The sequence below is a fragment of the Paenibacillus sp. SAF-068 genome (assembly GCF_051967555.1).
Lineage (GTDB): Bacteria > Bacillota > Bacilli > Paenibacillales > Paenibacillaceae > Paenibacillus.
In genome coordinates, this window is record NZ_JBQCJX010000001.1 from 2,337,272 (window position 1) to 2,362,479 (window position 25,208).

Annotated in this window: 18 protein-coding genes; 13 read left to right on the forward strand and 5 right to left on the reverse strand. The window is 45.1% G+C overall.

Features of this window, described 5'->3' with window-relative positions; translation table 11 throughout:
- Positions 1-203: 203 nt before the first annotated feature.
- The 5 genes from ACTHPG_RS10190 (at position 204) to ACTHPG_RS10210 (ending at position 6,619) form a co-directional block, all read left to right on the forward strand.
- Complete coding sequence (locus ACTHPG_RS10190; protein WP_260632754.1) at positions 204-998, forward strand: ABC transporter permease; 795 nt, start codon at positions 204-206, stop codon at positions 996-998.
- Positions 999-1,016: 18 nt separating this feature from the next.
- Entirely contained in the window at positions 1,017-1,886 is an 870-nt protein-coding gene (locus ACTHPG_RS10195; RefSeq protein ID WP_017688372.1) for a carbohydrate ABC transporter permease, read from the forward strand.
- Positions 1,887-2,177: 291 nt separating this feature from the next.
- Positions 2,178-3,863 (forward strand): hypothetical protein, encoded by a 1,686-nt coding sequence (locus tag ACTHPG_RS10200; RefSeq protein ID WP_440389095.1) that lies wholly within the window; start codon positions 2,178-2,180, stop codon positions 3,861-3,863.
- A 70-nt stretch (positions 3,864-3,933) separates the two neighbouring features.
- Positions 3,934-5,649, forward strand: coding sequence for a discoidin domain-containing protein (locus tag ACTHPG_RS10205; protein WP_440389097.1), 1,716 nt, complete (start codon positions 3,934-3,936; stop codon positions 5,647-5,649).
- Entirely contained in the window at positions 5,630-6,619 is a 990-nt protein-coding gene (locus ACTHPG_RS10210; RefSeq protein ID WP_440389098.1) for a family 43 glycosylhydrolase, read from the forward strand. The genes ACTHPG_RS10205 and ACTHPG_RS10210 overlap by 20 nt, the downstream gene beginning before the upstream one ends.
- Positions 6,620-6,685: 66 nt before the next feature.
- On the opposite strand, the gene ACTHPG_RS10215 is transcribed toward ACTHPG_RS10210, so the two are convergent.
- The 3 genes from ACTHPG_RS10215 to pdxR all read right to left on the reverse strand — a co-directional run bounded on the left by ACTHPG_RS10215 (position 6,686) and on the right by pdxR (position 10,937).
- Positions 6,686-7,213: a DinB family protein gene (locus tag ACTHPG_RS10215; RefSeq protein WP_440389100.1), complete on the reverse strand. Its 528-nt coding sequence runs from the start codon at positions 7,211-7,213 to the stop codon at positions 6,686-6,688.
- 145 nt (positions 7,214-7,358) lie between these two features.
- On the reverse strand, positions 7,359-9,386 hold the full coding sequence (locus ACTHPG_RS10220; RefSeq protein ID WP_440389101.1) for an ATP-dependent DNA helicase: 2,028 nt from the start codon (positions 9,384-9,386) through the stop codon (positions 7,359-7,361).
- A gap of 60 nt (positions 9,387-9,446) precedes the next feature.
- The gene (gene pdxR, locus ACTHPG_RS10225; RefSeq protein WP_440389102.1) at positions 9,447-10,937 is read right to left on the reverse strand and encodes a MocR-like pyridoxine biosynthesis transcription factor PdxR; all 1,491 of its coding nucleotides are present in this window, start codon (positions 10,935-10,937) and stop codon (positions 9,447-9,449) included.
- 148 nt (positions 10,938-11,085) lie between these two features.
- Between pdxR and pdxS the strand changes: the two genes are divergently transcribed.
- From pdxS to ACTHPG_RS10250, 5 genes are all read left to right on the forward strand, one after another.
- On the forward strand, positions 11,086-11,970 hold the full coding sequence (pdxS, locus tag ACTHPG_RS10230) for a pyridoxal 5'-phosphate synthase lyase subunit PdxS (protein WP_253442583.1): 885 nt from the start codon (positions 11,086-11,088) through the stop codon (positions 11,968-11,970).
- Positions 11,971-12,225: 255 nt separating this feature from the next.
- Positions 12,226-14,685 (forward strand): GH39 family glycosyl hydrolase, encoded by a 2,460-nt coding sequence (locus ACTHPG_RS10235; protein ID WP_440389103.1) that lies wholly within the window; start codon positions 12,226-12,228, stop codon positions 14,683-14,685.
- A 203-nt stretch (positions 14,686-14,888) separates the two neighbouring features.
- A complete protein-coding gene (locus ACTHPG_RS10240; RefSeq protein WP_150367180.1) occupies positions 14,889-16,121 on the forward strand; it encodes a PTS sugar transporter subunit IIC in 1,233 nt (410 codons plus the stop codon).
- Positions 16,122-16,140: 19 nt separating this feature from the next.
- Entirely contained in the window at positions 16,141-18,414 is a 2,274-nt protein-coding gene (locus ACTHPG_RS10245) for a beta-glucosidase (RefSeq protein ID WP_440389104.1), read from the forward strand.
- A gap of 296 nt (positions 18,415-18,710) precedes the next feature.
- Positions 18,711-19,793 carry an ABC transporter substrate-binding protein gene (locus ACTHPG_RS10250; RefSeq protein WP_440389105.1) on the forward strand — a complete coding sequence of 361 codons (1,083 nt, stop codon included), beginning with the start codon at positions 18,711-18,713 and terminating at the stop codon, positions 19,791-19,793.
- Positions 19,794-19,962: 169 nt separating this feature from the next.
- On the opposite strand, the gene ACTHPG_RS10255 is transcribed toward ACTHPG_RS10250, so the two are convergent.
- Together ACTHPG_RS10255 and ACTHPG_RS10260 are read right to left on the reverse strand one after the other, a co-directional pair.
- Positions 19,963-20,277 carry a cupin domain-containing protein gene (locus tag ACTHPG_RS10255; protein ID WP_440389106.1) on the reverse strand — a complete coding sequence of 105 codons (315 nt, stop codon included), beginning with the start codon at positions 20,275-20,277 and terminating at the stop codon, positions 19,963-19,965.
- Between the two features lie 79 nt (positions 20,278-20,356).
- The gene (locus tag ACTHPG_RS10260; protein WP_440389107.1) at positions 20,357-21,184 is read right to left on the reverse strand and encodes a helix-turn-helix transcriptional regulator; all 828 of its coding nucleotides are present in this window, start codon (positions 21,182-21,184) and stop codon (positions 20,357-20,359) included.
- A 225-nt stretch (positions 21,185-21,409) separates the two neighbouring features.
- On the opposite strand from ACTHPG_RS10260, the gene ACTHPG_RS10265 reads away from it, so the two are divergent.
- The 3 genes from ACTHPG_RS10265 to ACTHPG_RS10275 all read left to right on the forward strand — a co-directional run bounded on the left by ACTHPG_RS10265 (position 21,410) and on the right by ACTHPG_RS10275 (position 25,205).
- Entirely contained in the window at positions 21,410-22,879 is a 1,470-nt protein-coding gene (locus ACTHPG_RS10265) for an ATP-binding protein (RefSeq protein WP_440389108.1), read from the forward strand.
- A 5-nt stretch (positions 22,880-22,884) separates the two neighbouring features.
- Positions 22,885-23,577, forward strand: a complete 693-nt coding sequence (locus ACTHPG_RS10270; protein WP_440389109.1) for a response regulator transcription factor — start codon at positions 22,885-22,887, stop codon at positions 23,575-23,577.
- Between the two features lie 119 nt (positions 23,578-23,696).
- A complete protein-coding gene (locus ACTHPG_RS10275) occupies positions 23,697-25,205 on the forward strand; it encodes an S-layer homology domain-containing protein (protein WP_440389110.1) in 1,509 nt (502 codons plus the stop codon).
- Positions 25,206-25,208: the final 3 nt, after the last annotated feature.

Here is a 25,208-nt window from a genome sequence, read left to right on the forward strand (position 1 = left end):
GCTTTCGAAAAGCCATCATAGAGGAGGTATTCAACATTAACGAGATTGTGCCCGCCAGATCCGCAAAAAAAACAAAAACAAAGCTTTCCCAGCGGACTTCATTCAGAAAGGAACTCAAGAAAAGCTGGCCTTTGTACGTCCTGTGTATTCCCGCTTTTGTGTTTGTCTGCATCTTTTCTTATGGTCCGATGGTAGGTTTGCTTATGGCATTTCAGGACTACAAGCCATGGCTGGGCATCACAGGTTCACGGTGGATCGGGCTAGATAACTTCGAACGAATTTTCCAGTACAAAGAAGCCACACAAGCGATCGTCAATACGCTGATTATCGCCGTTTCTAAAATTATCGTTGGCATCATTGTTCCGATCGTCATGGCCATTCTGCTGAGCGAGATCCGAAATATGGGCATTAAGAAAAGTGTTCAGACACTGGTGTATCTGCCGCATTTCTTGTCCTGGGTTACTGTGGCAGGCTTGATGATCGATATTCTCGGATTAGACGGAGGCATCAATCACATTTTGACAAGGATTTTCGGAAACGATCCCATTTACTTTTTGGGTGATCCTGATCTGTTTCGATTCACGGTTGTAATTAGTGACGTATGGAAGAGCTTTGGCTTCGGCATGATTGTTTATCTGGCGACCATTGCGGGAATTAACCCTTCCTATTACGAAGCGGCCGAGATCGATGGGGCCACACGCCGGCAGCAGATTCGATACGTCACCTTGCCTAGCATGTTACCCATGATTATCGTCATTTCTACGCTGAGTCTGGGCAATATTCTGGATGCAGGCTTTGATCAGGTATTCAATCTGTACAATCCGCTTGTCTACAGTACAGGAGATATCATTGACACCTATGTCTACCGTTCATCCTTGTTAAACGGACAATACGGCTTCGGGACCGCTGTAGGACTGTTCAAATCAGGAATAAGCCTGATCTTGATCGTTGTCTCCTACAGGCTGGCCTATAAATATGCCAATTACAAAATATTCTAACAAGGAGGGAGAGGGATCATGTACCATAAAACGACAGGCTATAGAGTATTCTCCTATTTTAATTACGCATTCATGATACTGGCAGGTCTCGCTTGTTTTCTACCACTGCTTCATCTGCTCGCGCAATCGCTCAGTAGCAAAGCGGCTATTAGCGGTAATATGGTGTCATTTTGGCCGGTGGGGTTCAACGTGGATGCCTATGTTAAAACGTTCAACAATTCCAATTTCAACGGTGCCATGCTGACATCCATCACTCGGACCGTATTGGGTACGACCATCAGCATGTTTATCCTTACCTGTGCAGGATATGCCCTGTCCAAGGAATTCCGGGGACGCAACGTGCTCATGTGGTTTTTTATCTTCACCATGCTCTTCTCCGGGGGATTGATACCTTCTTACATATTGATCACAGCCCTTGGATTAAAGGACACCATATGGGCGCTTGTGTTACCGGGAGCATTTGGTGCGTATAACCTGATTCTTCTCGTCAATTTTTTTAAAACGATTCCCAAAGCCCTGGAAGAAGCGGCATTCATTGATGGAGCATCCTTCTTCGTCATTCTCAGCAAAATATATTTACCATTATCTCTGCCAGGCATTGCGACCGTATCCTTGTTCATTATGGTGGGGCACTGGAACTCCTGGTTTGACGGCATTTTGTACATGTCGGATGCGAGTAAGTATCCGCTGGCTTCGTTCCTGCAGACCGTTGTCGTACAGAGCAATATGCAGAATATGGCGATGAGCCAGTCTGAGGTGGCAGCCATGTCTGAACAGAGCATCAAGGCAGCGCAAATTTTTGTAAGCACGCTCCCAATCATTTTGGTATATCCATTTTTACAACGATATTTCGTAAAGGGGATTGTACTAGGAGCCGTCAAAGAATAGTTAGGATGACGATAAATTGGATTACTATAAGTTCATCTAAACATTTACACGATAACGGAGAGGACAGAAGAGACCTGAAGAAGCGGAGCGTTCGCCTAAAAGCTTTCTGAAAGAAAGCTGCATCGGAAGCATACGCTATTACCAGAATTTCACCTTTGAAAAAATGAATAAAAACTCTGGTAATAACAACGATCGGAAGGTTGTTCTGTCATCGGAGTGCCAGTGTAAATATGCAATTAGTTGAACTTATATAGAAAACAAATTGAGTATGAGTGAAGGGGGCATGTTTCCATGAAGAAAAGAACTGATTTATGGAAAATGGTAAGTATCGTTATGCTGTCGACTATTCTTGTGGCTGGCTGCAGCAAAGGGGAGAGTGCTTCCGAGACCGCACCGGCATCGGTGCTTAAGGACGGAAAATATGATCCGCCATTTACGATCACCATCGCCAAACAACAGGATGAGAATGCCGGGAAGTACATCAATGGGGAGACGTTGAATGACAATGTGTTGACCCGTTGGGGCGAACAAAACCTGGGTATCAAAATCCAGACCACCCTGCTGGGAGGTGATGCTTCACAATATAATACCAAGCTGCGGCTGGCCCTGACGGGTTCCGAGAAGCTGCCAGACGTTCTGCCCGTCTATGACACCATGCTGGTCAATGATCTGATCGAGTCAGGGCAGGTCAAGGAGATTACGGAAGACATATCAACCTACATGCCTGAACGGATAAAAGAAATTTACAAACAATACCCGACTACCTTCAATCCAGTGGTTAGGGAGGGTAAGGTCTACGGAATGGCGATTGCGCCGAATCTGACAGAAGGCGAAGTCATGCTGATCCGCCAGGACTGGTTGGACAAATTAAATATGAAAGCGCCAACAACGATTGAAGAGTTTGAGCAAGTCATCGCGGCATTCACCAATGAGGACCCGGATGGGAACGGCAAGAAAGACACATACGGCTTTACATTTTCGGGTAAAGATTCCTACAATACGGGCTGGGTTAGCGATCCGGTTATGATATTCAGCGCATACACGGGCAAGCATCTTCCAAGGCAATGGCATAACGACAACGGCAAACTTACCTATGGATCGGTGGCTGATGGCAACAAAGAGGCACTTGCCAAGTTACGCGATTGGTATGCGAAAGGATACTTGAACAAAGAATTAGCCACCCAAGGGGCATGGGACGCACTGTCCGATTTTACGGAAGGAAAAGCAGGTATCATCATTGGTCGTCCTTGGCTGTACGACAGTGTGAAGGACGTGGAGAAAAATGTTGAGGGTGCACAAATTAGTGCATATCCGACCATTCAAGGCGTGAACGGTGACAAGACCTATCAGTCCGCCCAGTTGAACGATGGCGTGTTCATGTTTAACAAGGATTTTCAGAACATGGAAGCCTTCTTCCTGTACTACGATAAAATGTACGATGCGGCGTTCAGCACGGGAGATTTTAAATATGGCTACGCTCAAGGATACGATTACGACATCGTCAATGAGGAAGTCACTTTCGATCCAACGAAATTCAATACGCCACTCGAGGCGGTGCAGGGCGTTGGAAAAATGGCATTTACCAAAAATACACCGAGTGTTGATGGTCCCGGGCAATCGTACTACGATCTGGCGAACGGCGTTAAAGCCGACACGGGAGTCCTCATTCAGAGTGCTTCAAAGGACCAAACGACCCAGGATGGATACCGGATTTCATATGAGAACAGGGATGTTTTGCTGCCAAATGAGTTTAATGGTCCGCCAACACCAACAATGCAAAACGTGTGGGAACAGTTGACCACCATGGAACAAGAAACGTTCACCAAAATCATATATGGCAATGAACCACTTGAAGCATTTGATACCTTTGTGAAACAGTGGCACGAAAAAGGCGGAGACACGGTTATCGAAGAAGTTAACGACTGGTACAACCAAGCCAGCGAGACGGATGTAATGACACTGATGAATCTGAAATAAAGTCAAGTTCACCTGGATCAGCCTTCCTGCGACAGGAAGGTTGGTCTTCCAATAAAGGAGATGATGAGACATGATCAAAGGTAAATCGTGGATTGCTGTCGTCATTGCATTGATGTTGTTAACCGTACATTTAACGTCCTCAGCTCAAACCGTTCATGCTGCTGGTGAAGAGACCCAGATTGCTGCAACACTGTTTGTATTGAAAAATGAATCCGAAGTATCCAACGCCAAAATTCATTGGGCACCTGTCCAGGGAGCGACTGCATACGAATTGTACAGATCCGAGAACAACGCGCCCTATACGTTATTACAGACATTAAAAGGTATAACGACGGATGATTATGACCTCAACATGGGTAGCACTTACAAGTATCAAGTCAAGGCTTACGGTGGAACTTCCTTGTTAACCTCCGCTGTCTCGCCAGATTATATCCCTTACAGCCTCCCGGATAACCTCACAACTTTCGATAACACCACGCAATCTACTCTCATGCTCCCGAATGAACTTAAAGTGGGGGGTACCTACTACAGGTTTAACTTCGTACAAAAATCATCCGGTGGATTCGGCGAAATGATTCAACAGACATCAACGGATGATATTACGTATGGTAACGACAAAGTGGTCCTTTCCTACACGGATCATCCGGATCTTGCGAATGCTAAGTTTGAGGGAATTAATATCCTGTACCATGCGCCCACGAACAAATTCGTTTTTTGGGCTCACTATGAGAACAGTACAGATTACACACTAGCCAGAGTATCGGTTGCTTCGGCCACGCCAGGAGAAGACTTTACATTCCACAAAAGCTTTCGGCCAGAAGGGAACGAATCCAGAGATATCTCCATTTTCAAAGATGACGATGACTCAGCTTATCTGATCTCTACCGCCAATAATAATTCGGACACGATTCTGTATAAGTTAACCTCCGATTGGCTGGATGTAGATCATCAAGTTTCTGTTATTTATCAAAGTCAACACAGGGAACTGCCCAAGATGATCAAGAAGGATGGCATTTATTATCTGTTCTCTTCCCAAGCGGCAGGTTGGTATCCGAGCATACCTTTGTATTCATCAGCAACAAGCATAGACGGAGATTGGTCAGAATTGCGGACGATTGGCAACACATCAACCTTCTCGGCGCAGTCAGGTTCCGTCATGCGGGTGAAGCCAGATACGGGCAACAACGTGGTTATGGTTGCGTATCGCTGGATGTTCGGCTGGGCAGGCACGCAAAATGGAACAACGGAAGAACGACTGCTTCCCGTTTGGTTCTCCGATGGTTACGCATTTTATGATTATTTTGATCAAGTCCTGTACAACACAAGCGATGATGTTGTCGTTCCAGTTCAAAATGGAAAACTGCTGTCGCAAGGTAAACCTGCAACAGCACAAACGGCTACCGGAACGAACCCGGCAAGTTATGCCAATGATGGTAACTATCAAACCGAATGGGTCGGTACAGGCGGTTCCTGGCCGCATTGGTGGAAGGTAGACCTCGGCTCCGTTCAGCAATTGAATAACGTGCAGATCTCCTGGTGGATGCAAAAAGGCTCCGAAGGGTTTTACAAATATAAAATTGAGACCAGTACGGATAATCTAAACTGGACCGTAGCATTGGATCGAACCAATAATACATCTTACGGCTTCACCTCAGATAGTCTATCAAGCACTGATGCCAGGTATGTACGAATTAATATGCAAAATGCGGCACTCCATAACAACCCTAACAATTGGTACACGCCAAGGCTATGGGAGGTGAAGATATTTGGATCGGATACAAATTAAAGATACTTCCAAGAAGAGAGGTAACGGTGGGAATAATCGATTAGCTAATGGTCGCATCTGGAATGATTCAAGCGGTAATCCGATCCATGCCCATGGTGGACATATGTTATTCCATGGCGGTTATTATTACTGGTATGGTGAGGATCGTAGAGAGGATATATATGTGAGTTGTTACCGTTCCAAAGATCTATTCAACTGGGAGTTTCGGAACCATATCCTGACGGCTTCTACGCCAGCTGCACCCATTCGAGTTCGGACGAATCTGGCATTAATGAACGACAAGGGCGGAAAGGTGAATCTCGAACGCCCTAAAGTGATTTTCAACACGGTGACACAGAAGTTCGTTCTCTGGGTTCACTATGAGAATGGAAACCATTACAACGATGCCGCTTGCGCCATTGCCACATCTGATTCTCCGGATAGCCAGTTCATTTATCATGGCAGCTTCAATCCCTATGGTTACATGTCGCGTGATTGCACGCTCTTTCAGGACGATGACGGGACGGCATATTTTATATCCGCTGCCAGAGATAATGCGGACCTTCACATCTATCGTCTGCAAGAGGATTACCTTAATGTGGAAAGTCTTGTCGGAAAGCTGTGGCAGGGGGAATATCGGGAGGCGCCAGCTGTCTTCAAACGGAAAGGGACGTATTATATGGTGACCTCCTTTTGCACGGGTTGGGCTCCCAATCAAGGGAAATACGCGATGGCTAATACGATGGATGGACCATGGGGAATACTAAGCGATTTTGGCGATGAAACGACGTACCGCACGCAACCAGCGTTTGTGCTGAAGCGATCAGAAGAGGAGTACCTATACTTTTCGGATCGCTGGAACGGATCGGATTACTTCCAATCCAGCTATGTGGTCCTGCCCATTGAATTCAATGGAGACATTCCGACTCTAGGTGAGTATTCCACGTTTTCTTTGCGAGAGGATGCACATCTGATTCATTTTGAACGATAAAAAGACTGATGAGAAAAGACTTTGATCCTACTGCGAATGCAGGTTCAAAGTCTTTTTGGATGAATTTTATAACTTCAAATCGATTGAATAGCGATCGCGGAGTACTGATAAATGGTGGAGCTCATGCCCAGCCATAACAAATGCAATCGATCGAGCTGAAGCAGGATTCTCACTGACGATCCCTCTACAGAGCCATGCTTCCGGGGTGAGGCGACGAAGCATAAGAATGGTTGAGCGGCGTGTGACGGCATATTCTTCACTTAAATCGTTGAGGTTATATTTATTAAAAGGGTGGGTTTGCATGAGCACATCCTGATCATATCCAGGATGATTTGTTTTGTCACCTCTGGCGATGCGAAGCAATCGGCTGCTCATGATGCGTTCGTTATCCAGAAGGTGGCCGATGACCTCTTTCACGCTCCATTTGTCTTCGGCGTAACGATAATTTGCTCGCTCCTCTGTTAATGAAGAGAGCAGCGTTGGTATGATGTTGGCTTGCAGTTCTAAGCGTTCGATGATGTTTCCTTCAGGCACAAGCCGGATATAACCTTCATAATAAGCTCCATATTCATCTGTAGCAGGTCTTTCAACCATGTTAATACCTCCTTTGGGATTCATAACTTTGAAATATATTGTAGCATATATCTTGCTTCCAGCATTAAAAACAGCCCTCCGCTTGATTGGCGGAAGGGCCGTTTCATGTGATTTGAACAGTTTATATCGTTGGGGTGTACCACTTCTAATCCGTATGTCCTATTCCTTTTTTCTGGGCAAACTTCTCCAAAACCGTAAAATCCTCTGTTACTTTTTTGAACGGCAACGTGTCCAGCACCTGTTCCCGGTAACTCTTTTTAGCCGCTGCACTGAGACGGGAGTCAAGTATACTGAGTATGCCAAGGTCCATTTCACTACGAATCAAGCGACCTGTTCCTTGCCGTAACCGAAGAAGCATGTCCGGTACAAAAACTTCCATGAACGGATTCTCCGTCACAGATGCCTTATATTCATATACAGGATCGGAAGGAACAGGGAAGGGCAGACGGAAAATAATAACCTGTGACAGGTCGGAACCCTCGATATTCACACCTTCCCAGAATACACCGGTACCCAGGAGTACACCTTTGCTTTTCCTGAATTCGGCGATGACACTGTCCTGGGAAGATCCCTCTTTTTGAACATGGACTGCCCATGTATTTTCACTCCCACTCGAACTCAACTTTTGGTGAATGTACTTCATGTCCTCCTTTGCTGAAAAAAGGACGATGGTTCTTCCCTGAGTTAGATTACAGAGTCGAACCATCTCTTGGTAAGCTGCTTCAAGATAGTTTTCTCGCTGGTCATGGTGGTAATATGGAACGTTGTTCGAGATGTACATCATGGCATGATTCGTGTAGTCAAAAGGGGAGGATTTGCGATCCATGAACTCCCCCTTATAACCGAGGGAATGTGTCAAATAAGAGTATTGTTCCTCCAGTGTATCTCCGCCTTGGCACAGCGTTGCCGACGTTAGGATTACAGGTACCTTGCCATTAAATAAAGCGTATTTCAGAAATTGGCTGATATCTTTGGGACAGATGCTGATCTTGGCTACTCCGAGGGGACTGCTTGCCCATAAGAGATAGTTGTCCTCTGATTCAGCCAAGACATGGATGACGGTAATCAGTCCGTTGATGGCTTCAAAAGCGTCATCGATCTCCCGCTCATGGCGTGAGGTCAAAATGGAAAGGCGCAGACTGAGATCTTTCAGATTGCTCAAAACTTGGTTTAACGGTATTCCTCTGATCTCCGACACTTTGATTCGGTCGTTATCCTGCTTGGCATGGTGCAGCAAATCTGCACTGATCTGTTTGAATATATGCTGAGCACATTTTTTAATAAAATTGGATTGTGAAAAGAGCCTCTTATCCCCGTACTGCTTCGTGAGAAGCTGCACCGTGGTATCCAGAATGCGGCAGATCCCCCGATACGTAAATTCAAGCGTTCTGGCATCTCGAACTTTTGCTTCCAGATTATGCGCCTCATCAATCACGATTAGAGCAGGCTGTTCCGAGATGATACTCTTGGTTCCTTCTTTTTTCTTCATCAAATCTCGTATGAGCAGGTCCTGGTTTACGATAATAAAATCAATCTCGTGAGCTTTTGCATTCAATTTCGCTCTCATATCGTAGAACAAACATGAATTTTTATGATGACAACGTTCAAATGTGCAATCATTTACGGAAACATGAGACCATTCGGCATCACTAATTCCAGCTTCAATATCCGCTCTTTCATCAATTTCATAATTTAATATGCGCTGAGCGAGGGTAGACACGGAAGAGGTCGTATCATCAGGTTCAGGACTAATCCATTCCGCCGCTCTACTTCGGCAGGCATACTGACCCATGCCTTTCCCAACGACAGATCGAACTGTTGTGAATCCCAGCCGGCTGCCAATGATCCTTAAATCTTTATGTATCTGTTCCGAAAGCTGAATGGAGGATGTCGCTATAATGATTGGTTTCTGAGACATTTGATTCGTGAGCAGACTTGGGATCAGGTACCCAAAAGACTTACCGATTCCGACACCAGCTTCAATCATGGCGTTATGGCCATGGATATAAGCATCGGCTATATCGAGGGACATTTCTTGCTGTCCGATCCGCTCTCTAAGGCCCATTCGGGGGAACCTGTCATATATTCGGAAGATGGCATTAACCAAAGAACGTTCGATTTCCTTGTCCGGTTCCCGCTTATTTATTTTATAGAGTTCATTTAACCAATTCATAACAATCACCCCTCTTCCGAATAATGAACTTCTTGTACTACATTTTGGAGACGATGTACCTCACAATGGGGCTGTGACGGCATTTTTCAATCGGGATACGCCTTCCTGTAATTGTGCATCTGACAAATGTGCAAAAGACAAGTATAACCCGTATTTCGTACCAACAGTGCTTGAACTGCTGACTTCTGAGTATACCACACCTTGAGACTTAGCCGATGCCCGAAAGGCCTCATACGTGGATACATTACCTCGCCACCAGCCGAACACGTGCAGACCTGCTTCGTTCTCCACCCAATCAAACCATGTGGAAAGTTGCTGGTTCAAAAGTTTGAGTAACAGATGGAATTTGCGACTGTACAATCGATTCATTCTGCGCAGATGACGCTCATATTGACCACTTATCATAAATGCGGCTAACGCCCGTTGTTCAATCAGATTAACAGGTCTTGGCTCGTATAGTGCCTGTGCCTTTCTAAAGGTGTCTGCCAAGGTGGGAGGGAGAACTACAAAACCAAGTCGTACTTCAAAAGGTAGTGTTTTCGTAAAGCTGCCCAGGTAGATTACACGTCCTGCTTTATCAAGTGTTTTCAGCGGTTCAACATGCATCCCGCGATATCGGAATTCGCTATCATAATCATCTTCGACAATCATTGCATCATGACGGTGTGCCCAATCCAGCAAGGTTTGTCTGCGTTCAAGGCTGAGCATTTCGCCAGTAGGAAACTGTCGTGAAGGCGTGACAAACAACATGCGAGCTTCCCAGTCTTGGGGCACAACGCCCTGACCATCGAGATTGGCTTCAATCAACTTGGCACCCGCAGCCAAAATGGCTTTAGAAATCCCGACATAACAAGGACTTTCCGTCACGACATGATCCCCGGGATCTGCAAGTAACTGAGTGAGTAAAGCTATGGCTTGCATGGAGCCTGCAGTCACGGCAATATGATCCGGATCGACTTGAATTCCCCGCATTCTTCGAAGGTACGCGGCAATGGCTTCTCTCAATCTCGGCTCCCCGGTTGAGCTTACAATAGAAGAGGTGGTGTCCGGATGATGTTCACGCTGCCTTATCTCCGCATATAAACGGTTGTTCCATTCATCGTAAGGGAATTTGGATAAATCAGGTTGGTATTTGCTAAAGTCGATAACTTCGTCGTTCTCTAGACTGGAATCATGGGCATGTGCATTCGCGGGTAAATTACTTTGAAACGTCTGTTGTTCAAACTTCTGGATACGATTCCCCCAGGCTGATAAGTGATGGTTACAAGTTTTTACGGTGGACCCATCCTTACTTAAATCCAACTGATAGGCAACAAAGGTTCCTCTCCCATGCTCTGATTGAATGTAACCCTGAGCAGTCAACGTATCATAGACCTGATTCACCGTTCCTCTGGAAATGTGATACGTTGCGGCTAGCTCTCTAGTAGAAGGTAACTTCTCGCCATGTATAAGCTGGCCTTCATGAATAGCATCACGAATCGCATGATAAAGAGCCTTCATCTTGGTATATTTTCGGTTCAGATATGAACTGTAAGCTACATGAAATTGCATATGCCCTCCAGGAGTTGTATTTGAAGTGGTACAATAAAAACCGAAATTATTGGATCTTTTTATATGACCATTCTCATTTTATACTAAATCATAGATTAGAGCGATGGCTTTATTGAAAACCACCCAAAAGTTAATTAGGAGGACTACAATCATGCAAACAGGTACAGATCGTGTAAAAAGAGGAATGGCTGAGATGCAAAAAGGTGGCGTCATCATGGACGTTATGAATGCAGAACAAGCTAAAATTGCCGAGGCGGCAGGGGCAACAGCAGTTATGGCTCTTGAGCGGGTACCCTCCGATATTCGTGCAGCTGGCGGTGTAGCTCGCATGGCGGATCCAACCATTGTGGAAGAAGTTATGAAAGTTGTGTCTATTCCAGTTATGGCCAAAGCACGTATCGGTCATTACATAGAAGCCAAAGTACTTGAATCGTTGGGTGTGGACTATCTCGATGAGAGCGAAGTTCTCACACCTGCAGACGAAGTGTTCCATATTGATAAACATGAGTTCACTGTACCATTTGTATGTGGAGCCAAAGATTTGGGAGAGGCACTTCGCCGTATTGGTGAGGGTGCATCGATGATTCGTACAAAAGGTGAGCCTGGAACGGGCAACATTGTTGAAGCAGTTCGTCATATGCGTCTAATTAACAGCCAGCTTCGCAAAGTGCAAAACATGTCCAAGGACGAGCTGTATGCTGAAGCCAAAAACCTGGGTGTAGCTTATGAGCTACTCCGCGAAATTCATGAAAATGGCAAACTTCCTGTCGTTAACTTTGCAGCAGGAGGTGTAGCTACTCCGGCTGACGCAGCACTTATGATGCACCTGGGAGCAGACGGTGTATTTGTAGGATCAGGTATTTTCAAATCCGATAATCCTGAGAAATTCGCTCGTGCGATCGTTGAAGCTACAACACATTACACGGATTACAAACTGATCGCCGAAGTATCCAAAAACTTGGGCGCCCCTATGAAAGGGATCGAAATTTCGAAGTTGGCTCCAGAAGAGCGCATGTCCAACCGCGGCTGGTAAGATAGCAGGGCATCAGTGAGTAGGTAGTTTGAACATTTATAAAGAAGAGCCGATCATTAAACTTAAATGATCGGCTTTTTTGTTATTTTTGAACTTCAGTTCGCCATTGCATTCTGTCGCTCTTGACGTAACGGACGTCGCACTGTTTAGCTTGTTGATATCTTCAAAATGCTGTGTCTATAATAAGCGGTATGAAGGAAGGTGCAGACAATTCGCTATCTATACGAGTTTATTCAACATCAGGACGATTTGCCTATGAAACTCTTCGTGAACTCGGTGAAGCATATTGATTTCCATTGGCATAAGGAAGTGGAAGTTGTATATGTTCTTCATGGTTCAATCATCATGTATCTGGACCAGCAGCAATATACACTGTATGAAGATGATGTGATCGTGGTAAACAGCATGTCCGTCCACAAGATCGAACGAACCAATCAGGACAACGTGTTATTGACATTGCAGTTCGGTCCTGAGTTGATGAACAATAATGCGTTTATCTCCTGTAACTCTGCCTTGAATGTGGAGCAGGACGCTTCCTGGCTGCATAGCATTAAACAATATCTTGCGCAGATGGTATGGGAGATCAACAAAAAAACACCGGGTTATCAAAATTTCACTATGGGCAGATTACAGATGTTATGCGGCTGTCTGCAGAGGTATTTTTCCAGTGGAACAAATTCCGCATTGGAAGACGGCAGCAGGGATTATGACTATAAAAGACTAAACAGGGTCCTCACATATATTGATTTACACTACAATGAGAAGATTACGCTGCAGGATATGGCCGATTCCGAACATTTAAGTCTGCATTATTTCTCCCACTTCTTCACCGACAAAATCGGGATACCTTTTCAAAAGTATTTGACGCTTATTCGTTTGGAGAAGGCTCAGGCTCAGCTGGCAGCAAATGATAAAAATATTTCGGAGATCGCGCTGGATTGCGGATTTGCGAATGTGAAGCTGTTTAACAAATACTTCAAGGAAAAGTACGGCTGCACGCCCGGTTCCTATCGGGAAGCTTCGCGTACACCGGAACCCCATCAGTTGAATGTGAACCGCAAGCCCAAAACGTATGAGGAATCTTCAAGCGGAGATTATTACGAGATGGAAACGTTGAATGCGATAGGCTCACTGTATCGATATCTGGATGCTAAGGTAGACCCCGATCATGACACGATCCCTGTACCGTCTACACATCTGTCAGACCAAACCAGCATTGAGGTTCGTGCGGATCAGACGTCGTTCGTCTACGAAAAGCACTGGAATATCACCATGACGGCGGGGAGAGCCATCGAAGGTTTGCGTGAAGATTGGCGGAAGCAGCTGTCTGCTCTGAAAGGCAAAGTACCTTTTCAGTACATTCGATTTCACGGCATATTTAATGATGAGATGATGGTGTACAGCGAAACAGAGCAAGGCGCTCCTGTCTATAACTGGTCTTATGTGGACAAGTTGTATGATTTCCTGCTGGATCAGGGAGTTCGGCCATTTGTGGAATTAAGCTTTATGCCGAGCCAGCTGGCGAGATCCAAGGAAACGTTATTTTGGTGGAGGGGGAATATTAGTCCGCCATCCGACCCTGCCAAGTGGCAGACCCTTGTTCGCGAATTCATCAGGCACTGTTTGAATCGTTATGGGGCGGAAGAAGTGAAGAAGTGGTACTTCGAAGTATGGAACGAGCCTGACCTGGCTGGTGTTTGTTGGGCGGGAAGCAAGGAAGAATATTTCGCTTTTTACGAATTGACCGCCCATGCTATCAAAACGGTATTGCCCGATCTGAGAGTGGGGGGCCCAGCGATGGGTTATGGATCTCTTTGGAACGACACCTGGGCTGAGGATTTTCTGTCATACTGCAGGAAGCATGAAGTTGTTCTCGACTTTTTCTCGTTCCACATCTATTCGGAGTATCCCAAGTTAAAAGTTGAAGAGGATCGTTTAACTCAAATCATGCCGCCATCTTTCTATAAGGAAAGTATTGATCTTCTTCGGCAGAAAATGAAGGCGTCTTCGTACGGTCATGTTGAACTCCATGTCACCGAGTGGAATTTTTCGCTGTATGACCGTAACTTGCTGCACGATACCATGTTCATGGCTCCATTTGTCATTTATCACACCATGAATACACTCGGTGATGTGAAAGCCATGGCTTTTTGGTCCTTTACCGATGTATTCGAAGAAAGTATCGTTCCTACTTCTCCTTTCTATGGAGGCTTTGGCCTGATCAATCGCGATGGTCTGAAGAAACCCAGCTATTATGCATTTGAACTTATGCAGAAGCTGGGTGATGAGCTGCTAATCAAGGGAGACGGTTATGTCGGAACGCGAAAAAGTGACGGAAGCATGCAATTTTTGTTCTATCATTATGTGCATGTCGATCAGCTGTTTGCGAGTGGAGATTGGTCCGAATTATCCAGCTCAACCCGCTATGACGTATTTGAGGAAAAAGGAAACAAAGCTTATGAACTTACCCTGAGCAAGCTCGAGGGACCTTATAAATGCACAAGTTATCGACTGGACAGGGAGCATGGATCGGTATTTGATGAGTGGGTCCGCATGGGATCGCCCGATTCCTTGACGGAAGAAGAAATCCTCTTTTTAAACGGGAGGAGCGGCCCGGTAATGAAGACAGAGATGGTAAGGGATGAATGTTGGCGTAAAGAATTGCTACTCCCTCCTCATGGCGTGTTGCTACTCATTTTGGATAGACAATATTAGAAAAAATTACTCTTAAGACATCCTTTCAGTATTGAAGGGATGTTTTTTGTTGTTTATTTCTTGTTCAGGCTGGCAAGCTAGAACTGTAGCGATGGATTGGGCAAAAAACGATCCATGATGCGGCAAGTTCCAACAAGAAAGCGTTAACACAAATCGATATACTATGGTTGTGGCAGCATAGAGGAAGACAGGGGGAGTTTTGGATGAAGCGTTTCATGAAATGGATGACAGATTCGTTTGCGCCAAGATTGGAGGCGTTTACGAACAATATTTGGGTTTCTTCGATTCAAGAAGCCATCATGGTCGCCATTCCGATGATTTTCATCGGTTCAATTATCACATTGATTTCGATTTTGCAGGATTTCATTCCGGGAATGCCGGACCTGACACCCATCACAACATTCAGTTTTGGTTTGCTGGGGTTGTTTATTGCTTTTTTGACACCTTATGTCGTGATGGAAAAAAGAGAACGACATAAAATCAAGTTGCTTGCGGGAATGACGGGGATATCTCTGTTCGTTATGCTGCTTAACCCAACTCTAAACGAAGACGGTACCATTCAGTTCATCCTTGAACGATTTGGACCCTCGGGGATGATTACAGCACTCTTGGTAGGTGTATTTGTCGCTCTTGTAATGATCATGTGCAACAAATTTTCGTTCTTCAAAAAGGGATCTTCACTTCCCGAATTCATTATGGACTGGTTCGATTTTCTCGTCCCGATCGCCCTGGTATTAACAACAGGATGGTTGCTTGTATATCAGCTTCATTTTGATATTTTTGGACTGATCGTGAACGTATTTGAGCCGATCAATGCCGTAGGGCAAAGTTTAACCGGATTTTTATTGTTCAATTTCATTGGTGTTGTACTGTATTCTTTCGGCGTAAGCCCGTGGGTCATGACACCGATCTGGTACGCGATCTGGATACCTGCAATCGAAGAAAATGCAGCTCTTGTGGCAGCGGGACAAGATCCCGTCAATATCAACACGTTTGAAACCTTTTTCTCCGGATGGCTGGGTATTGGAGGAATGGGAGCGACCTTGCCGTTAGTTGTTTGGTTCCTGATGGCACGTTCGAAAAAACTGAAATCTGTCGGCAAGGCGACTATTATCCCATCCTTGTTCAACATCAATGAACCCGTCGTATACGGAGCACCTATTGCCTTTAATCCATTACTCATGGTGCCGATGTGGATTAACTCACTTATCACGCCGGTGATTGTGTACTTGGCTCTCGACTGGGGTTGGGTACGGATTCCGAGCAAGATCTTCCAGCTATGGTACACGCCGATCGGCCTCTCCACCTATATTATGTCCGGACTCAATGGGCTGATCTTGCTGGCGGTCGTCCTGGTCATTGTATTTATTGTCTGGTTTCCGTTTTTCAAACTGTATGATGCACAGGAACTGAAGAAAGAACAAGAACAAAATTGATATCAGAAGGGTGAGTACGATGGATAAATCAATCAATGAATTGTTGTCGGCATTGACGCTGGCCGAGAAAGCTTCGCTCTGCGCAGGATTGAATATGTGGATGACAAAAGGAATTGAGCGGTTAAACATTCCGCCGGTTCATATGTACGATGGGACAAACGGTATCCGTAAAACGAACAGCGATGAAGAAATGGGGATTACAACGGAAAATGTACCCGCAACCTGTTACCCTACGGGTTCAGCCATCGGCTCTTCGTGGAATACGGAATTGTTGTATGAAGTTGGTGTGGCACTGGGACGTGAATCAAAAACCATGGACGTTGAGTTGCTGCTTGGACCTGGTGTCAATATGAAAAGAACGCCACTTGGCGGAAGAAACTTCGAATACTACTCTGAAGACCCATACTTGACGGGGGAACTTGGAGCGGCGTTTATAAACGGGATCCAAAGCGAAGGAGTGGGCGCTTCTGTCAAACACTTTGCGGGTAACAACCAGGAGTTCGAGAAAATGGTGACCAGTTCGGAAATTGACGAGCGGACGCTTCGCGAAATTTACCTGAGTGCTTTCGAACGGATTATTAAGAAATCCGATCCTTGGACGGTCATGTGTTCTTATAATTTATTGAATGGAACGTACACGAGTGAGAACGAACATTTGCTGCATGACATTTTGAGAGAAGAGTGGGGTTATGAAGGTGTAGTTCTATCCGACTGGACTGCTGTCAATGATCGCATACGCGGACTGAAGGCTGGACTTGATCTGGAGATGCCGGGCCCTGCGCATTACAATGCCAAGGCAATCATTGAGGCGATTCAGAACGGAAGCCTTTCCGAAGAACAACTGGATCGAAGCGTGGGTCGTATTTTGAAGCTGGTTGAGCGGGTAACAGGCAACAAAAACATGGGGTCTTCTGAAGGTGCGGATTACCATGCACTTGCTCGCAAAGCGGCATCCGAAAGTATTGTGCTTCTGAAAAATGAGAACGCGACTCTTCCCCTACAGCAGGAATCGCTGGCATCGATTGCCGTGATTGGACGGTTTGCCAAGAAACCTCGAATTCAGGGTGCAGGCAGTGCGAAGGTTACGCCGACAAAAATCGATATTCCGTGGGACGAGATAAAGAATCTGGCTGGCGATACCATTACCATGGGGTATGCAGAAGGATATCCGGAGGATGACTCCATCCGTGATGAGTTAATTCAGGAGAGCGTTGCATTAGCCAAGAATTCCGATGTTGCTGTACTGTTTGTTGGCCAACCGGAATATGCCGAATCGGAGATGCATGATCTGCAAGGCATTGATCTTCCCGAACATCAAGTAAAATTGATTCTCGCCGTAGCCGCAGTGCAACCCAAGTGCATTGTCGTAACTAGCAGCGGCACCGCATTGGCAATGCGCCCATGGATACAGCACGTACCAGGTGTGATTCACGCGTGGTTGTCGGGTCAAGGCATGGGTAAAGTGGTTGCAGATGTATTATTCGGACACACGAATCCGTCGGGTAAGCTGTCCGAGACCTTCCCGGTGAAGCTATCGGACAACCCTTCCCATATGCGGATTCGCGGAGAGAACGGCAAGCTGTATTATCGTGAAGGTCTTTTTGTAGGATATCGGTATTATGACCGGAAAGAACTGGCTCCTCAATTCCCGTTTGGACACGGATTGTCCTATACATCGTTCTCGTACACGGATCTGAAAGTGGCCCAGACGAATGCTGGTGTTACTGTTTCTTTCCATTTAAAAAATACAGGTAAACGTAAAGGGAAAGAAGTTGTTCAATTGTACGTGCACGATGAAGAGTGCACATGGACCCGTCCAGAGAAAGAGTTAAAAGCCTTTGTCAAAGTTGAACTGGAGCCGGGTGAAAAACGCAAGATCACGTTTGAACTGGAAGAGAGAGATTTTTCATATTACAACACCAAGTACAACCGCTGGGTAGCAGAGACCGGATACTTCCAAATTTCGCTTGGCAGCTCGTCCAAAGACATTCGAATCACCGAACGTCTGCATTGCGACTTTGGTAAAGAAGAAATCACGTTCCACAAATTCAGTCTGCTCAGTGAGTGGATGAGTGATTCGGCAGCGAAAAGGGAATTGGAAAAATGCCTGATTGAAATGAACGAACATGTTACAGATAAGGTATATCTTAACGAGGAGTTTGTGGGATTCTGGGCAGATTTCCCAATGATTAAAGTATTCCAAATGTTCGGCCAACAATGGATGAACGAACGTTCACCTGATGAAATTATTAATGAACTTATCGGCAAGGTTAAGCAGGCACGAAATGAATAGTTAAGTACAAGAAAACCAAGTTTGATCCTAAACAAAGGACATAAACTTGGTTTTCTATCGTTTTGGGATGAAGGTTAGGAAAATGCGACGAAGTGAGCCACCAGATTCCATGAAATAAAATTTATGGTCATAGCAAAAAGGCATCCAAAGGGAGGAGGGGCTTTATATTCAATTTATAGTTGATATTGATTATTGTTCTCATTTACACACTTCGACATTTACTGTATACTGACAATAGTCATTTTACATATTGGTCAAAAAGACAAGAGAGAATTCAAAAGGGAGAGATTATTCACATGTTGGTATCCGTTAAAAAAGGGATGTTTCTTGGTTTGATTACTGCAATGATTCTGGTGCTCGCAGCGTGTTCAAGCAACAATGGTGGCAGTGAAGATGCAACTGGCAGTTCACAGCAACCTGCGGAGAGCAGCGCCACGAATACAGCGGCAAATGGGGAACAAACCGACGCAGACGCTTCAGGTGCAGCTCAAACCACCTATCCAGTAACCGTTTCAAACTATACAACAGAGAACGGCACATGGGTGAAGAAGGATCAAACGTTTGACAAGGCACCTGAACGAGTAGTTGCCAATACGCAAGGTGCAGCCGAGCTGATGATTCGCCTGGGTTTGACAGACAAGCTTGTAGGTGTAGCAGCGCTGTTCGGCAGTGTGCCTGATGATATTGCTGATGAGTTCAAGAAAATTCCTGTGCTGGCTGAAGGCTATGTGGGCAAGGAATTGACTATTGGCGCTTCCCCTGATCTGGTTGTGGGGCGTGGTGGATTGTTTGAGGACGCGGATTGGGGTGTTGGTACAGTAAGCAGCTTGAATGATATGGGAATTAAAACGTATGTACAAAGCACCAGTGTTCCTGATGCATCGTTAGATAGTCTGTATCAGGATATTACTGAATTAGGTGAGATCTTCAACGTACAAGCTAATGCAGCGGCATATATTGAGACGCTTAAAGCACGCGCGAATGCCTTGTCTGCCCGAGCTAGCGCTGAAACGATCAACTATGCATCTTTTTCGGATAATGGTGATGGAACCATCGGAATTTACAACGGGAACGGAGATACATTTATTGAAAGTGCAATGTCATTGATCAATATGCATAATATGCTCATTAATGAAACCGGAACACTAAGTCTGGAGAAGCTCATCGAGATGAATCCGGATGCCCTGATTATTTCGAGGTATGCGGGTGGCATCGATCCTGAACAGACGATTGAAAAACTGTTAGCCAACAAACAGGTACAAAACATTAACGCAGTTAAAAACAAGAAGATCTATATTATTGATTTCAATAACTTCTGGGGTTACGGAGATTCTATCTTCACAGGTGTTGAAGGACTCGCTGATGATTTAGGTTTATAAATGAGTAACATATAAACACCAGTTGCTAATTAATAATTAATGCACGACCAATAGCTAGCCGTACAGACAGAGAGCCAATAACCCTATTTCGTGGTTATCGGCTCTTTTATAGTTCAGGCTGTTTGCCATTTCGGATGCTTATCCGGCCCCAGTCCTGCCAGTATTATTATTAAGCTTCGCTTCGTGGCTCCATTAACATGATATGACATTCCTTTTTGGCGGAAGGCTTAATCTCGACTCCTTTGGGGACAATATACATTTCGTCCTTAGAAATCTTCACTTGCCCATCACGAAAATCAATTATCATTTCCCCTTCGAGCACAAAAAACAACTTATCAGTTTCCTCATGAACATGCCACTCAAAATCTCCAGCAATCTTTACGATCTTAAATTGATGGTTATTCATTTCTCCAATGAGTTTCGGAGACCACAGATCGTTTATTTTCGAAAATTCCTCATTCAATTTAATAGATTGATAGTGCATCGTAATTCCTCCTGTGTATTATTCGTTTAAGTTCAGTATACTGATTTGGATTATGGTATAACATGGATGCCTGTTGAAATCAGGATGGATTATTGATGAACTTCTGACGATACTCAGTAGGAGAGACACCATATTGTTTTTTGAACACTCTACTAAAATAAAAAGGATCGGCAATGCCCACCGTTTCAGCGATCTGTTGCACAGGCACATCATTTGCCAATAACATTTGTTCTGCCATGTCCATACGATATTTCAATATATATTCTGCTGGACCCATACCTGCATGTTTTCTAAACACGTAGGAAAGTCGATTTCGATTAACGTTATTTTGTTCTGCAAGCGATGCGATAGACAGACTTTGATCATAGTATTCCTGAATATACGCAGAGACCCGTTCAAATAAAACATCTGATTCACAACTGTTTTGCCTATGGTCAACACATAATAAAGTTTCATTCAGTACATCGCGAAACAGCATCTCGGTCTGAAACCTTGAAATACCTCCATGCTGGTTATACACATGCCAAAGACGCGTAATTAATTCAATCAGACGAGGGGATTGGCCCGTTGATAATTCAAAATGCTGATGAGAAAAGCTTGACTCTCCCAGGTCTGAACTACATATCCGGTATAATACCAAGATGTACTCCCAATCATTTTTATTAAACACGGTTTGGTCAAGTTTCATTTTTGCCCCCCCATGTACAACTTTTCCTGGCGAAAAGATATAGGGCGTCCCATCAAATTGAAATTGTATTTTTCCTGTCAGAGGAAACACAAATCCAGGGAAAGAATCGGTATAGTCAGCGTGGGGCACGCCTGGATTTCTGGCATATCGATATATTCCTTCAACTTGAAAAGGAATGTGTGCAAAATGCGCTGCTAACTGATTAACGTCTACTTTCACATTACATACCTCGTTTCAATAATGTTGCCAGTCCTGTTGAGATAAATCGCTACAGATCTTACTACAAGACTATTGATAATCATTCTCACTGTCAACATGTTAAACAAAAACCCTTCAAGAATCACGAGAGCACGAAACCTCTTTTTTTGCATCTGGGCAATTGAATCGATCTTGTGTTAACATGTGCACTAACTAATCCAAATGCTTGCTTGAGAAGGGGAACCCATGTCCATTCGAATAAAAATGCTGCTGTCCTTCACGGGTATGCTCGTTATAAGTCTACTGTTTATCCTGCTTACGGCAAGCCTGTACACGATTGCAGCCACAGGGGATCTACAGAGTTTTCGCGATATTTACAAGGTACATTATCAGATCAATCCACTGACTGAACAGGGAGAATCGATCTTTCAAGAGATGAAGTTTCTGGCTAAAAATGACCCGGATGATCTGCAGAACAAGGTTTTACTGCGTGAATATGACATGAAGCTGCGAGCTGAGAAGTCAGGGCTCTACGTCAGACGGGAGAATAGCCAGATCTTCGAATCGTTGACCTTCAACCAGCCAGAACTAAAGCAAGCACTGCCTGCCTATGATCTGAACAATTATCAGATTCGAAGCACTTTCAATATTGGAGAACGATTTTATGCGTATGCAAAGTTTGATTTTCAATATTCAGATGGGGAACGGGGAAGTATCTTCGTCATTCGTGAGAGAAGCCCCTTCGCAGAGCTTACTCGCAAGCTGTTACCTGTGATGTCATTACTGCTTATCGGCGTCCTGATCATCGCGAATCTTCTCTTGTTCCGCTGGATCACGCGTAGTTTCATTAAGCCGCTCAATCAACTACGAAGCTCAGCCGAGCAAATTAAGGATGGCAATCTATCTTTTAAGATTCAATTAAACTCCAATGATGAGGTTGGACAACTCAGTGAAGCATTTGAGAGTATGCGAAATCAGTTGCAGCGCTCCTATGCCCTACGACAACAGGACGAAGCGAACCGCAAAGAACTCATTTCCAACATTTCGCATGATCTCCGTACGCCGATCACCAATATTAAAGGATATATTGAGGGCATTCGTGATGGGGTGGCAAATACTCCTGAGAAAATGGAGAGTTACGTTAATATCATTCACTCCAAAGCAGTTAGCATGGATAAGCTGGTGGATGAACTGTTTTTGTATTCGAAGCTTGATTTGAACCAAGAGCCTTTCCTGTTCGAGACAGTTGATATCGCTGATTTCCTCGAAGACAGCATTGAAGAGCTGAGATACGACATGGAGGATAAAGGCGTTGCGTTGTATTGGAATAACCAGGTGTCTGGTCCCGCTATGGCTGCTGTGGACCCGGAGAAGTTAAAACGTACCGTTGTTAATGTGGTGGATAATGCACTCAAATACATGGAGAATGAACACAAACGATTCGAGATTACACTTCAAGCGGATGAAAATTGGATTACGATGACGTTTCGAGATAATGGCAGAGGTATACCTAAAGAGGCATTACCCTATATTTTCGAACGCTTCTATCGCGCAGAACAGTCCCGCAATTCCTCAACCGGTGGAAGTGGGCTTGGGCTGGCCATTGCCCGCCAAATCATAGATGGACATGGAGGTTTTATCTGGGCCGAAAGCCAGCCCGATGATGGCACGAGCATATATATCAGACTGAAACGGCTGAATGAAGAGAGGGACTAATGAGTATGGCTAGCATATTGATAATTGAAGACGAAACGACGATTGCTGAACTGGAACGGGATTATTTTGAACTCAACGGATTTTCCGTGGATCTCTGCCATACCGGTGATGAAGGCCTGAAGCAAGCACTGGAGGGAGACTACAATCTGATCATTGTTGATCTGATGCTCCCTGGACTTGACGGGTTCGAGTGTTGCAGGCGGATTCGTGAGGTGAAGGAGGTACCCATCCTTGTCGTTTCCGCGAAAAAGGAAGAGATCGATAAGATCCGGACATTCAATCTGGGAGTCGATGATTTTATTACAAAACCGTTTAGCCCAAGTGAATTAGTTGCACGAGCCAAGGCTCATTTAACCCGATACGAGAGACTACTTGGCAAAAACAAACCGGCCCAGCAGGATGAAATTCACATCCGCGGTCTTCACATCGACAGAGGCTCACGCCGCGTTTTCGTTAATGGCGAAGAGGTAGCGATTACAACCAAGGAATTCGAGTTACTTGTATTTCTCGCCAGTCATCCCAACCGTGTATTCAGCAAATCCGATCTGTTCGAGCGCATCTGGGGCATGGATTCCACCGGAGACATTGCAACCGTCACCGTCCATATTCGCAAACTCCGTGGGAAACTCGAGACAGACCCCAAAAATCCGGAATACATCGAAACCGTCTGGGGCGCGGGCTACCGATTCACCGTATAAGTTTTGTGAAAATTTAGAGCCAGTTTATAATTTGTTAATCATTTTGTCCTTGGGAGTTTCTTTTTGTCCTCTATTCTATAGATACAGGCAACTACAATCTATAGAGGAGGAATTCAACGATGAATTCGACAACCCGCAAAATCGCTACATTTCTAACCATAACTGCATTAGGTACAACCGTATTCCCACTAACTGCGAATCAAGTACACGCAGCTACATACGTTACTAACATTGCCGCAACAACGGCACAACTTAGCCAACAGCAGATTGATGCTGCTGTCCAAGAACTAAATAGCTTGGGAATCATGAACGGATATGCAGATCAATCCATGGGTGAACATAGAGCGATTACGCGTGCTGAGCTAGCATCCTTGGTTTACAAAACGTTTAATTTGGAAGGCAAGACGGGCGAAACCTTAGAAATAACGGACGTGAACCCGAACGCGTGGTATGCACCTTATGCGTCAAAGCTAGTTGAACTCGGCATCATGCAGGCAAAAGACGGACAATTCTCTCCGCAAGCTCAAGTGACAGATGCTGAACTTGAACAGGTCGTATCCAAAGCAATGCAGCGTGATGTAAAGTCCGTTCATCATTGGATGAGCAAGTTCTACTCCGAGAACGGTTCAGCAACGCGCGGTGAAACCGCAGTACTCCTGCAAACAGCCTACCAAGCCATTCCTTCGGATCAGGCTCAAATCGAGAGCGTTCGATCACTGAATGCCATTACGCTGATCGTCACATTCGACAAACCGCTGACAGCAACGGATGAAGCTTTTGCGAAGGCACAAACGGACTTTGCGTTTACCGGTGGTCTGACGTTGACCAATATGCCCCGTTTGAAAACAGGGTCAATTGCGACTTACATCGTTCCAACGTCCGTACAAGATGCTGGTGCAATATACAGCCTGACTTACAAAGACCAAGAGGTTGGTTCCTTTGAAGGCAGTGGCACGAAAATAAATATGACAACAGCTACTCAAGTAACGAATGATACATTCGAGATTGAAGCACTGCAAGAGAACGGTGTGGTGGATTACGGTTATATTATTTCGGCTTACAGCGGTGGTCGAGGAGCTAATGCGTTCGTACTGAATGATCAGGAGCAAGCAGGCGGCAAAACGTTTCAAATCATCTCTTCCATGCAGGCAAGACAAGTGGTAATTACGCCAGAAGGTGGCGAGTCTATCGTTGCCAGATACGTTCCGTTTACACAATCCACAGATGGAAAACAAGAACCGAAGTTCCGTTTGCCTGAAGGTCAAACGCTGCAATCAGGTGTCACGTATACCGTTTCTTCGGATTGGGCCAACATCGAAAATGCTTCATTCACTGCGAAATCGTTCGACGCGCTAGAAGTGGCAAGTGCTCAGGCAGTGAGCGAAACTTCCATCGAAGTTATGCTTGCCCAAGATCCTGGAGATGAGCTGTTCTCTGGTCGAAGTGTAACGTTAACTTCACCTAGCGGGGATGTTCTGACAGCCACTTATAAATATTCAAGTCGAAAAGGTGCGACAGGTGTATTCGACCTCGCTAATGACGGGAAGCTTACTCCAGGTACGACTTATACAATAAACCCAGTTGGGGATTGGAGTATCGCTTCTTCGGTAACCTTGACACTGGAATAAAGG